The 12,461-nt window shown below is 40.0% G+C and carries 10 protein-coding genes and 1 pseudogene; 6 read left to right on the forward strand and 5 right to left on the reverse strand.

The window, feature by feature from the left end; genetic code table 11:
• Positions 1-56: 56 nt before the first annotated feature.
• Positions 57-1,397: a M60 family metallopeptidase gene (locus tag AAW12_RS06595; protein WP_046672822.1), complete on the reverse strand. Its 1,341-nt coding sequence runs from the start codon at positions 1,395-1,397 to the stop codon at positions 57-59.
• 924 nt (positions 1,398-2,321) lie between these two features.
• Here AAW12_RS06595 and AAW12_RS06600 point away from each other — a divergent pair.
• Positions 2,322-2,723: a helix-turn-helix domain-containing protein gene (locus tag AAW12_RS06600; protein ID WP_046672823.1), complete on the forward strand. Its 402-nt coding sequence runs from the start codon at positions 2,322-2,324 to the stop codon at positions 2,721-2,723.
• Between the two features lie 152 nt (positions 2,724-2,875).
• Here AAW12_RS06600 and AAW12_RS06605 read toward each other — a convergent pair whose 3' ends face one another.
• From AAW12_RS06605 to AAW12_RS06615, 3 genes are all read right to left on the reverse strand, one after another.
• The gene (locus tag AAW12_RS06605; protein WP_046672824.1) at positions 2,876-4,174 is read right to left on the reverse strand and encodes a hypothetical protein; all 1,299 of its coding nucleotides are present in this window, start codon (positions 4,172-4,174) and stop codon (positions 2,876-2,878) included.
• A 211-nt stretch (positions 4,175-4,385) separates the two neighbouring features.
• Entirely contained in the window at positions 4,386-4,901 is a 516-nt protein-coding gene (locus AAW12_RS06610) for an N-acetyltransferase (protein WP_046672825.1), read from the reverse strand.
• Between the two features lie 85 nt (positions 4,902-4,986).
• Positions 4,987-6,402: a PLP-dependent aminotransferase family protein gene (locus tag AAW12_RS06615; RefSeq protein WP_046672826.1), complete on the reverse strand. Its 1,416-nt coding sequence runs from the start codon at positions 6,400-6,402 to the stop codon at positions 4,987-4,989.
• 73 nt (positions 6,403-6,475) lie between these two features.
• Here AAW12_RS06615 and dxs point away from each other — a divergent pair, with 73 nt between their 5' ends.
• The 3 genes and pseudogenes from dxs to msrB all read left to right on the forward strand — a co-directional run bounded on the left by dxs (position 6,476) and on the right by msrB (position 9,827).
• Entirely contained in the window at positions 6,476-8,422 is a 1,947-nt protein-coding gene (dxs, locus tag AAW12_RS06620; RefSeq protein ID WP_046672827.1) for a 1-deoxy-D-xylulose-5-phosphate synthase, read from the forward strand.
• Positions 8,423-8,831: 409 nt separating this feature from the next.
• Positions 8,832-9,299 (forward strand): annotated as a pseudogene (gene msrA, locus AAW12_RS26810) (peptide-methionine (S)-S-oxide reductase MsrA); the annotation flags it as partial.
• Between the two features lie 108 nt (positions 9,300-9,407).
• A complete protein-coding gene (gene msrB, locus AAW12_RS26815) occupies positions 9,408-9,827 on the forward strand; it encodes a peptide-methionine (R)-S-oxide reductase MsrB (RefSeq protein WP_410528169.1) in 420 nt (139 codons plus the stop codon).
• 59 nt (positions 9,828-9,886) lie between these two features.
• On the opposite strand, the gene AAW12_RS06630 is transcribed toward msrB, so the two are convergent.
• A complete protein-coding gene (locus AAW12_RS06630; RefSeq protein WP_046672829.1) occupies positions 9,887-10,642 on the reverse strand; it encodes a response regulator transcription factor in 756 nt (251 codons plus the stop codon).
• Between the two features lie 150 nt (positions 10,643-10,792).
• Between AAW12_RS06630 and AAW12_RS06635 the strand changes: the two genes are divergently transcribed.
• Both AAW12_RS06635 and AAW12_RS06640 read left to right on the forward strand, forming a co-directional pair.
• On the forward strand, positions 10,793-11,599 hold the full coding sequence (locus AAW12_RS06635) for a DUF5694 domain-containing protein (RefSeq protein WP_053003559.1): 807 nt from the start codon (positions 10,793-10,795) through the stop codon (positions 11,597-11,599).
• Positions 11,600-11,685: 86 nt separating this feature from the next.
• Positions 11,686-12,417, forward strand: a complete 732-nt coding sequence (locus tag AAW12_RS06640; protein ID WP_053003552.1) for a DUF3667 domain-containing protein — start codon at positions 11,686-11,688, stop codon at positions 12,415-12,417.
• Positions 12,418-12,461: the final 44 nt, after the last annotated feature.

Below are 12,461 nucleotides of genomic sequence, written 5' to 3' on the forward strand. Positions count from 1 at the left end.
CTGTCTGTCTGTCTGTCTGTCCGTCCTGTCCGGTTCAGCAGAGTAAGCAAGAGTGTTTAATCTCTTAAAGCAGTTAGATCCTGCATTGGAGCTGGCAAATTCAGATTACCTATCGCTGTATAGACAGATTCATCGACTTTAAACCCCCATTTTCTAAAAAAATCAGAAAGATCTTTTTGAGCAATCTGACATACAGACAGCATAAAATAGCGCATTTTCTCTGCATCTGTCGAAACTGTGGGTCTGTTCTCGCGCGTAGCTTTGCTAAGTTTGATGTAAAAATCGTCACCAAACCCCAACCAAAGTTGATGAAACATAATCATTTTCAAATCATTATCTCCCAAATTAAAGTTGCGATCAGCAATATTTTTTTGAAAGTAAGTCGTCAATTTAGGCCAGGAATTATTGGCTGTCACCCGACTTACCGGCAACCCAAATCCCCTTTCGCTGGCTAGCGAATAGACGTTCACGGTTGTTTCTGTCAGATTGCCCCAGGTCCAAGCTTTTTGTTGATAGGTGTGGCCGACCTCATGCCATATTCCCCATCCATTTGTATTGGACAGATATTTTGGCTGCAGCATACGATAAGATAAAGCATCGGTAAAATAAATAGAAATACCGGCAGCCATATAGCCTCCAGCACTCGAATCCCTCACGGTAATCAGATGCTTATTGTAAGGTATCGCATGGACTCCATTGGTACCGTTCAAGCCACTGATCCGATTGGAAAAGTCAATAATTGAATCCAGTCTATTAACAATCAGCTGTTGATCTTCGTTCTTATACAACAAGGCATCGGCAATTTTGGCTACCATGATGGTGTGATCTGACGAGAAGACGACATCCGGCACGGTACCTTTCAACGAATCCAATGTAGCTACCCATTGCTCATGGGAGGTTATCCCCTTTTGAAAGTAAGGAACCGGAATAAAGCCATTGCCAAAAGAAAGCTCGATTTCTCCAGTTGTTGTATAATTATCAGCTGTATAAATCACATAAACCAATCCCCCGTATTGATCCACTGTGAAAGTCTGCGTCCCTGCCTGGAGATTGAAATACTGCCGCACTGGTCGAATATTGTCTCTAAAAGGCGTCCCAATCGCTAATCGTGCTGCTGTAGTACCTGCGTTGATTTTTACATTTATGGTTATGGTACTGTTTGGCGCCACATAAAATCCGGTCATTTGCATCTCATTGTGATTCGCTCGAAACTGAAGTCTATCAGCTTCCGTTGCGGCCGAAGGACTTACGTTAAATAGTTGCACCGAATCCGCTATAGCTAAGGATTCTGCGCCAGTATCGTTCGGTAAGGTGTACATTAAGCTGCCGTCCTTCCGACAGGAAATGGCCATAGCGAGCATTAAAATCGTGATTAAGGAAAACACGGTCTTTTTCATAATTTTTAAATAAAGTTTATAAATTGTATTAATTGTCCGCACTTCTTCCGATCATCCTAAAAAGCCTCAGCGGCCGTTTCGAAGTTTTTTATTTCTTTGATCAATTTAGGATCCCACGAAACTTGAAACAAGATGATCCATCCAAAAAATTCATTTCACCTTCGGTAAAGTATTAGTTCATAATCTAAAAGCAAGATAAAATATATTGTACAGAAAAATAATCAACTGCTACAGATCAAACGTTTGCACAATCAACGAAAACCTTTTCGCTTATACAAACATCAAATAACCTAAAAGAAAGTCTGTTTTATAAAAAATGAAAAGAATCGAGTAATAGCCTTATTCTGTACCGCGATAGAAGCTAGATGTTATTCAAACTAATCACACAGACCCAATGCTATTCCCGCGAACATTCCATCATCAAGCACTAGCGGAGCTGTACATGATCATCACCCTAACCATGAATAAAATTATAGATGAAGATGACTTGAAGTGGATTAATCATGACGTGAACCCCAAAAAAACAAAAAAAGACTTATAACCAAAGGTTATAGGCAACCTATTTCATTATTTTACTTTTAATACAGATAACATACGTAAATACCTATATTACAAAGAATAATACAAAATAAAACAAGAGAAAAATGAAATCAGAAAATAGAACAAAAAAACGATTTCTCTCTTATCGGAACCGGTTTTAATTTATCCGCCTATTTTTCAAAGGATAATCTGCTGCGCTTCAGTATTACCAGAATCAATTATAAAAAATTATAATTTTAAAAAGCGAATCGTTAATTTCGAAAAGTACACTATGAAATTAATACCCTAATTTTGCTTGTATTCAAAAAGTTTGATGAAACATTTAACCTAAACTATAGCCTCAGAACACTATAGCGAAGCAATAACAAGCGATTATCTTAAAACATGAAAAATAACATAAAGGAACAAAAAGAAACATTAAATCAATTGGATCAAAATTCAGCACCGCTCGCGGAACACCCCATTATAGTAGAATTTAAAAAACTCATTCACCAATATCCTCAGAATCACTGGGACCTCCAATTCTACTTGAAAAAGCTCAATGTTTCAAGAATGGTCTTACATCGATTGACACTTTCAAGCAGTGAAACTTCACCCAGCACGATCGTCAAGGAAATTGTCGCAAGTGAGATTGCCAAAAAACTTGCGACCACTGAAATTCCGATTAAAGAGTTGACTTCATATTATGGTTTTAGTTCTTCAGCATCATTAACACGGTTTATAAAAAAGCATACAGGTCTGAGTCCCCGAAAATTTAGGGCATTAAATGCGCTGGACTATATCTAAAAAATAGCTCGAAGCTATCTCCCGATCGATAGCTAAAAATTGAATATCACAGGGGAAGCTCTTTATGATATTTTGGTGATATTCCTATATTTTACCAGTATTTAATGTTGATTCGGTAAAGCTGCATCGTACAAAAAATCAAGATCGTGTATTTACTGCTTTTTGATAAGTCTGTAGTTATTCAGCGATTCGTCCTTTTGCACGGCATACTGTTCTTTGAGTTGCATCACCCAGCCCTCACCCTCTACGCGTTGTCCTTCGATTTTTGTAGGCCTACTAACGGTTATTTTATCCCAATTGGGGCTCATAAGCGCTCCACTTTTAACTTCAAGAATCCCCCAGTTATCAGTAATCCTTGTGGTTGGATAAACAGTTCCCAAATCTGCGATTGGAAGGATATTTCTCGGATCAAAAGACACATTCATTTTCTCGAATTTTATAGTCATATGAGGCTGGTCTGCAAACAAGGAACGATAAAATGCGATTTGCTTTCTTATTTTTTCCGCACGTAGCCGCTCTTCTCTGAATACCTGGTCCCCGTTATACTTCGCTGCTATGACTTTCACCGTTGCCGCAAGATCTTTCGGAACTTCAATGTTCAATTCGCGCATAACAAATGCGGTTAAATCCGTATTTACTGAAATCTTTTGGTTCCAAAGCGGATCCTTTAAACTCATTATATAACCATAGATCGGCGTGGTATTATAGGCAAAAGACCTTACATAAGTGGGATTCGAGAAAAATCTGTCTACAACATCAGTAAAATGTTTTTTTGTTTTTTCTTTGTTTCTACCACTGATCATTACTCCGGTATACTCTGCGATTCCTTCATTAAGCTCCAATTGGTTTTCAATGTGGGCAGAACCTGGAAAAAGTAAATTTCGATACTTCCGAAAAATCAAAGCATCCTTCAAATGCATTCGTTGTTCATCTTCCGCGTCTGAACAAACCGCCTTTTTAAGTGCTTCCAATTCTAAACGTAAATATATTCGTCCATTCTCTTGGTCGAGATGGATACTTTCGCTGTTATTTTGAACAAATCCCAAAACAGATTGTGCGGAATGAAACAATTCATGAGCCAACAAATTGATCCGTGTATAATAATCTTTAGATAAAGGCAGCATAATCATCGCCCAAGTACGCCCATTCCACGTCAAAGATGTATTGGCAATATTTACACTATCGGGTAATTTACCGATATAGCTATTTTTGTATTGCACAAACGAACTATCGGCACCAGAGTTATTACTAAATAGCTGCCGCGTATCAGGGTTTACCAAAATAATATTACCATATAGATCCCTATTCCACAACGAATAACCAATTTTAGCCGCAGTTTTAATTTCACTAAAGTACTGAACGATACTGTCTGGCCTTATGTCCTTAAATTCTTGCCCAAATACGAATACACAGAACCAAAGATATAGAAACGTTATAACTATTTTCTTCATTAAACACTTATGAAAAGGGATTATAAACGATATTTTTTAGTTTAAAGATATTATTAAAGTTTGACAAACACCTTCTTTTTAAAAACTAAAAACACACATTATAAAACTAAAATATCTATCATTAAACAAAAAAAAGCGCACTAATCTGTGCACTTTTTTTGCTAAACATTGATTATGCTTTGTTTAAACTTCACTATAAAGTTCCTTTGAACTATGAGGTCGCCTTAAGATATATTGCTGATTCCAAGGCCAACCCCTCGAATCTGCTAATCCCCGGCTGTTTTATAAATCCATTCTGCTCAAAAAATCCTATCGACGAACTTTTTATGGGTTCATTGACCCATATCACGTCATAGGGGTTGCAGACGGCAAGACATTTGTCCATTAAAGATGTCTCCATTTGCTGCCGAGCTGCATGTTGGCAGACTCCAAAGTCCGCGATTCGAATCGCACGTGTACCTGCCAGGCCATCCGGCTTCTGCCCTTTCGAGGTTATTCTTGCATAACCCATTGGTTGATCGTCGACATACACCACCAGCCATTGGTTTGACATGCTGTTTATTTCGTTGACAAGTGTTCTGGAATTAAAATTGTCAACGATGTAATGTTCCAGTTCAGCTGGCTCCACTAAGCTGGCGAATTTTTCTAGGGCCAGTGTTTTGGTGAGCATCGACAACGCTTCAATTCCCTGCTCTGTTGCCACCGTAAATTTTGTAACTATATTCATATATGCATCTCCTATTAAAAAAACAAATGTACATGCTATCACTTGCTATTATTCGATACACATTATTTATTTAGCATCAGTACAGCTACAGCTTCCCACATAAATACCGACCTATTTGCTGGATCGCTTCAATTCGTTTATCAGAAAATTTATCCGCGATGACCAACCTAAAATAATGTCCAAAAGTATTCGCAAAAGAGAACGTATAGCCCGGTGTGAATCTCGCACCAATTTTTTCACACTGCGCATAAAAATCCGACATATCTGTACTTTCGGGCATTTTAACCCAAAGATTATATCCACCTGCCGGGGTAATCACTTTGGTTTGTTCGGGAAAACTGGAAGCGATTAGGTTGGTGGCTAGATAGGCATTTTTTGCCAGTTGCATCTTCAGAGAACGAATATGCCGATCGTAACTACTGCTGCCGATTAAACGGCTTACAGTCTCCTGATTCAAAGGGGAAACTGTACTGCCCAACGCAAACTTGATCTGTTCGGCATCTTTCAGAAATAGCCCTGTGCTTAACCAGCCCAGTCGAATTCCAGGTGCCAGGGTTTTTGAATAAGATGAATAAGTCATCACCAATCCACTTTCATCAAATTGTTTTAAAGTAGATGGTCTACTCCCGTGAAAGTTTAGGTCGCCATATATATCGTTCTCGATAACAGCAACATGATATTGATGAGCAATCGCCAATAGAGCAATTTTCTGTTCATCTGCAAGCAAAATACCTGTTGGATTATGAAAATTCGGTGTTAGCACAACGGCTCTTACAACACTTCTTTGACATGCTCGTCTAAAAAAATCAATATCGAATCCTTCTTTAGTCAGAACAGGAACTTCAATGACACGCAGTTTGAGCACCCGAATGACCTCCAATACAGAAAATACACATGGACTTTCCACAGCAACAATATCTCCGGCTTCGCATACGGCTGCCAAGGCGATATACAAGGCCTGTAAGGCGCCATCTGTGATCAGCAATTCATCTGCATGCAGTAAGGTCTGATGAGAGGCCGCACGGCTGACAATGTTATCCTTCAATTGTACAGAGCCATTCGACGGATAATAACGTAGCAAGCCTGCCCCTAGTTCCCGAATGACCTGTTGCATCGTCCGAAGTAAAAGTTTTTGCGGAACAAGGAGATCCCCTGGAGCCGCAACATTAAATTCGGAAAAACCCCGCCCCAAAGGTGACGCTGTTGTCAGGCCCAGCCTTTGTTCAAAGACAGCATCCCTTACTATTGGTGGACGACCATGCCCTCCTGGTTCTGCCAGCATTTCATTTTTCGCACTGACATAGTAGCCAGATTTCGGAACGCTTTCCACTAGGCCACGAATCATAAGATATTCGTATCCAGCTTGAACAGTACTCATACTTAAACCATAATAATCTTTAAAATCACGTACTGAAGGTAGCTTTTGTCCGGGTTTATAGACCCCTGATTTTATATTTTTCTCGATTGCCCGTGTAAAGATTTCAAATTTATAGCTCTTCATCTGTATTGATCACTTTTACCTATACTGTACCTGTATCGCAAATCTAATCAATCTAAATTTGTCTAAAAAAGAAATGACAGGTAATTATCAAATCAACAGCCCCAATGAATTACGAGCTCTTCCACAGGAGGTATTACCCGAATTAGGTCAGGAATTAAGGAACCTCCTCATTGACCATATTGCTACACATGGCGGTCATTTTAGTTCAAGCCTTGGTGTTGTAGAACTTACCATAGCAATACATTATGTGTTTAACACCCCTGAGGATAAATTGATATGGGACGTTGGTCATCAGGCTTATGTCCATAAATTAATCACGGGTAGAGCGGCTCGCTTTCATTCGAACAGGCTTCTACATGGCATCAGCGGATTTCCTGTTATGGAAGAAAATAACTTTGACGCGTTTGGTACCGGTCATTCATCCACATCCTTATCAGCAATTCTGGGTATGGCCTGCGCAGCCAGGTATAAGGGTGATCATAGCCGTCAACACATCGCTGTTATCGGTGACGGCGCCATGACTGCCGGTCTAGCATTCGAAGCTTTAAATAATATTGGTTTCGAACAGCCCGACCTGTTGATTATATTAAATGACAACAATATGTCTATTGATGCCGGTACGGGAGCGCTACAAAATTATCTGACCGACCTGACCTCGGGGCAAGCCTATAATCAGTTCAAATCACAGATCAAAAAGCTGCTGTCGCGTAATAAGGATCGGGCACAATGGTCAATTGCTGCAATTAGAAAAGTAGAGAAACTGATAAAAACGGGACTACTTGCTTCAAGCAATATTTTTGAGGCCTTAGGTATACGTTATTTTGGACCAGTGGATGGTCATAATCTCCATAAGCTTATCAAAATATTCGAGCAGTTGAAGCATATACCCGGGCCCAAAATAGTACATTGTGTGACGCAGAAAGGAAAAGGTTTTGCGCCGGCCATGTTAAATAAGGCAGAATGGCATGCCACCGGGAAATTCGACAAACTGACAGGTAAACGGTTAGAAAGCCAGGTACCGCAACTCCACAACGAGACTTTTCAGCAGGTGCTGGGCGAAACGCTGACACAGCTGGCCCGAAAGAATAGTCGTATTATGGCTATTAGCCCAGCGATGGTTTCCGGCAGCAGACTAACGGCAATGAAACAGCTGATGCCCAAGCGTGTTTTTGATGTTGGTATCTGCGAACAGCATGCCGTTACTTTTTCTGCCGGCCTTGCTGCCGATGGGCTACTTCCTTTCTGTATTATTTATTCGACATTCTTACAACGCGCCTATGATCAGCTTATCCACGACGTCGCTTTACAGAAATTACCAGTCGTATTCTGTATCGACAGGGCCGGTGTTGTCGGTCCCGATGGCCCCACCCATCAGGGGGCATTCGACATTGCTTTTCTCCGTTGCATACCCAACATTACGGGCGCCTCTCCCATGACGCTTACAGACTTTAAAAATTTGTTGTTCACGGCTCAGGACATCGCTCTCGATGGACCTTTTGCAATCCGCTACCCAAAAGGTCGGGGTAACCAAGAAAAACAATCCGACAAATACACAAGACTTGAAATTGGAAAAGGAAGAAGACTTTGTTCAGGCAAAGACATTGCCCTACTCTCTCTTGGACCCGTTGGTCAATATGCACAGGACGCCTGCTGCGAGCTGCTCCAAGAGGACATCCACGTCGGGCACTATGATCTCCGGTTTTTTAAACCGCTCGACGAAGCGTTATTACATGAGGTATTCCAATCATATTCGTCTATCATCACCATCGAAGATGGATGTGTAGCAGGTGGAGTGGGCACCGCAGTGCTTGAATTTATGGTGGAACATGGTTACTCAGCCACGTTGAAGCGTCTTGGTTTGCCCGACTCGTTCGCAGTACAGGGTACACAGCAACAGCTTCACCAACTTTATTACTACGACAAACAGGCTATTATAGCCACAGTGAGACAGCTACACAAGGGCCTGATCAAACCGACAGATTCATGCTGTAGCCTTAAGCCGAAAGGAGTCTTTCCCTGACAGTTAACTTAGTCACAAGAGCAGTACTTAAAACAATATGGATTAAACGATCACTTGCGCAGGTCGTAGGATATAACCTGCATAGGAGCTCTCCTGTCAGAGATGCAGCTGGCGAAGTTTAGCTAAAAAGACTTTTTGTCAGGACATACCTTTCATCGACTTATTTCGTCTTTCAATTGTAAAAAGAATCTATTAGAGTCGAAACTGCCTGAATCTTCTAAGACAAACGTCCAGAAGGGTACGGTGTTTGTAGTTTACATGAAAGAAACAATGTTGTTTCTTTCATGTAGCAATCCATACCATGAAACACTTATTCGTCCTCCTTGCTATAGCGACCGGCTTATTTCTGATCAGCAAAGTTTGCTTTTCACAAAAAGGGAAAGACTTAAAACCGTCAACACAAAATACTATGAATACTACAAATCAAAAAGATCATGTTGTCTATTTTGCAGGAGGATGCTTCTGGGGAACTGAGCATTTCTTTAAACAAGTGCGCGGGGTCACCGCAACGGAAGTTGGCTATGCCAATGGAAACCTTCAGCACCCTACTTATGCACAAGTTTCGACAGGAACGTCCGGGTTTGCCGAAACCGTAAAGGTAAACTTCGACCCAGCGGTTGTCGATCTAAAGCTGCTCGTAGATCTTTTCTTCAAAACAATTGACCCGACTTCACTGAATAAACAAGGCAACGATATCGGTACACAATACCGTACAGGCATTTATTATACCAATGCGGACGATGCCGCTGTTATCAAAGAGCAAATAGCTGCTTTAGCAAGTCAATACAAGAGCAAAATAGTGGTGGAAATAGAACCTTTACAGAATTACTATAATGCTGAAGCTTATCATCAAAAATACCTGGACAAAAACCCCGGTGGTTATTGCCATATAAGCCCTGATTTATTTGAACTTGCGCGAAATGCCAACCCCGAAAAAGCGAAAGTGAACATTGAAAACAGGTATAAAAAGGCTGACAAGGAGACCTTGAAGAAGGAGTTAACTCCATTGCAATACGATGTTACACAAAACAGCGCAACAGAGCGCGCATTTGACAATGCCTATAATGACGAATTTAGGGAAGGCATTTATGTCGATATCACAACCGGAGAACCCTTATTTGTCTCAACAGATAAATTTGAATCGGGCTGTGGATGGCCCAGTTTTTCCAAACCAATTAGCGATAGCTTGATTCAAGAACACTCCGACACTTCGTACGGGATGCGCAGAACGGAAGTACGCAGCAAAACTGGTGATGCACACCTCGGCCACGTTTTTAACGATGGACCGGCAGATAAAGGTGGTCTACGTTATTGTATAAACAGTGCTTCACTTCGATTTATTCCAAAAGACAAGATGAAAGCACAGGGCTACGAGAAGTACTTACCCTTATTGGTAAAAAAATAATCTGCAGCGCCTCGGTTGAGGCGCTTGCCCTGAACATTTCAACATCCGTCAAGCCGTCGTTACAATAACCTATTATTCAATGCATAAACCAATGCTTCATTCATGTTACTTACCCTCAGTTTTTCAAATAATTTTCGCCGATGAAATTTCACCGTGTCAATGGAAACGAAAATTTTTTCGGAAGTTTCATGAATGGTCAGACCGCGATGATAAAAGCGTAAAATTTCTATTTCACGTTCGGTAAGGTTAATCTTTTTTTGGGAGTTCCATTTCCCGGTCAACAGATCCAACTCCCAGACTAAGTTGGAGTGCAACTTTTCGATCGTCACGTTACCCGAAGACACATTCGTAGATAAAGATACGATACAAATTGCCTTCCATATTTTTCCCTCTTCTGTCAAAAAAACCGGCGTCAGTTTATGATTAATTAAAATAAACTTGTTATGCGCATTTTGTATCTGAAAATCATACGATATAACATAAAGCTTCCGTTCCTCGATGGGTATTTTTTCGTAAAAGCTGAACCCCGCTTCGTTAATCGTAATGAGCATCCGGAAATCATCGGATGGAACATATTTTTGATAAAAGCCATAGCCCATTTCCATCACCTCTGTGGCTGTTAAACCTGCGAGAAACAGCGGGTTGTCTGAAACAAACTCAAAGCTTTTGGCCTGATAATCGATTAGGTAGATACTCTGGTAAGTAATTCGTGAGAAAGCTTTCACAAGCTCAATATAGCTATGCGTCTGCAGGATGTCCTTTTCTGAAAGACGATCAACAGTATTTTTTTGTGAAAATAGCGCGTTAAAATCCATAACGAAATTCTAAGTTTCGAAGTTAAATAAAACTACACTCAAGTGTAGCTTTTATTTGGACAAACTGTAATACTTTTGGACAAAACAGCTAGAAAAATACAGCTAACTAAACGAAAAGCCGGAAAAAACATAAAACCATTTCTTACACAGATGCTTATTAAAACTATACAGATTCGAAATATTGGAATCGCCCTTGGGGTCTTATTTTTTGGGAACAGCTACGCACAGCAGAAAATTGAAGTTTTAAATTTTGGGACATTTCACATGAGCTATACCCCTGATGCCCATAAAGTGGAATTTGATGAAAAAGATCAAAAAAACAGGAAAGAAACCTATCAAGTAGCCAAACTGTTGGCTGATTTTAAACCAACCATCATTTGCGTAGAAGTCATTCCTGAAAAAAACAGAGAATTGAACAGTGACTACAGGTCTTTTATCGACGACAAAGGCCATAAAGCTAAGTTTGGTGGTGAAATAGCGTTAATCGCTTATGAAGTTGGCAAACTTGCAGGGGTAAAAACAATTTATGGAATTGATGAACAACAAACTGCAGCATATAATTACAACATTGCCAATGAACTGGAGAACCAGGTGGATACTGTAACGTATAAAAACTACATGGGAAAAATCATGAAGGAATTCACCCATATTGACCAACTCTCCATTTTAGATAAATTAAAGGTATTTAATCACAAAGAGACCCTGCAAAAATTTATCAATGTAAACGCTGATATCTTAACCTACAGTAGTACAAAAGGTAATTTTGAAGGAGCAGACGAAGCCACTAAATTTTACGGAAGAAATCTACGGATACTCTCCAATTTAAATCAGATCCCTGTCACGGCGCAAGATCGTATTTTGCTGATCACCGGTGCTACTCACGCAGCTTTTCTTGGTGAGTTTTTGCAACGGAGCCCCAAATACAAGCTTATGGAAGTTGCTGAATACCTCCAATAAAATGGTCCGTAAAGAAAGTTTGCCTTTATAGGCTTTAAAAATGATATAGAGTACCTAACCTTAATTACCTAAAGAAAAACTTCAACATGATAACTTGCAAAAACTGCGGTACAGACATTACGTCAAAATTTTGTCCCGATTGTGGCCAACCTGCAACGCTGAAAAGAATAGATGCGCATTATATCACCCATGAAATAGAACATGTGCTTCACTTTGAACGCGGTATTCTCTATACCATTAGCGGATTGGTAACAGCGCCGGGGAAGAATGTGCAAAACTACATTTCTGAGAATCGTAGCCGGCTGGTCAAACCTATTATTTTTGTTATTGTAACCTCTTTAGTGTACTCGATTATTGCCCACTTTTTCCATACTGAAGAACAGTATATGCAGTCAATCGACAGCCATGGTATTGAAAGTAAACTCATCATCACGACCCACATCTTCCGATGGCTACAAGATCATTATGGTTATGCTAACATTATCATGGGATTCTTTATCGCCCTTTGGACTAAATTATTCTTTAAAAAATACGGCTATAATCTTTTTGAAATCATCATCTTATTATGTTTTATTATGGGGATGGCGATGTTAATTTATGCTTTTTTTGCAATAATTGATGGTATAACCCACCAGCGTTTTATCTTATACGCAACATTGGTGACCTTTGCATATTACTCCTGGGCCATGGGACAGTTTTTTGATAAGACTAAAAAGATCAGCTATTTCAAAGCATTTGCCGCTTTAATAATAGGCTTTATCTCCTATTTGATCGTCATAATGTTCATTGGTATTACCCTGGATATACTTATAAGATAGCCATATTGTAACGAACGCTGCCCTGCGTCTCAAAAATCACCATG

The sequence above is a fragment of the Sphingobacterium sp. Ag1 genome (assembly GCF_000988325.1).
In the GTDB taxonomy this organism is placed as follows: domain Bacteria; phylum Bacteroidota; class Bacteroidia; order Sphingobacteriales; family Sphingobacteriaceae; genus Sphingobacterium.

Coding starts and splice junctions, on each gene's coding strand:
- AAW12_RS06595 (WP_046672822.1), bottom strand. CDS start 1,397: ATGAAAAAGACCGTGTTTTCCTTAATCACGATTTTAATGCTCGCTATG.
- AAW12_RS06600 (WP_046672823.1), top strand. CDS start 2,322: ATGAAAAATAACATAAAGGAACAAAAAGAAACATTAAATCAATTGGAT.
- AAW12_RS06605 (WP_046672824.1), bottom strand. CDS start 4,174: ATGAAGAAAATAGTTATAACGTTTCTATATCTTTGGTTCTGTGTATTC.
- AAW12_RS06610 (WP_046672825.1), bottom strand. CDS start 4,901: ATGAATATAGTTACAAAATTTACGGTGGCAACAGAGCAGGGAATTGAA.
- AAW12_RS06615 (WP_046672826.1), bottom strand. CDS start 6,402: ATGAAGAGCTATAAATTTGAAATCTTTACACGGGCAATCGAGAAAAAT.
- dxs (WP_046672827.1), top strand. CDS start 6,476: ATGACAGGTAATTATCAAATCAACAGCCCCAATGAATTACGAGCTCTT.
- AAW12_RS06630 (WP_046672829.1), bottom strand. CDS start 10,642: ATGGATTTTAACGCGCTATTTTCACAAAAAAATACTGTTGATCGTCTT.
- AAW12_RS06635 (WP_053003559.1), top strand. CDS start 10,793: ATGCTTATTAAAACTATACAGATTCGAAATATTGGAATCGCCCTTGGG.
- AAW12_RS06640 (WP_053003552.1), top strand. CDS start 11,686: ATGATAACTTGCAAAAACTGCGGTACAGACATTACGTCAAAATTTTGT.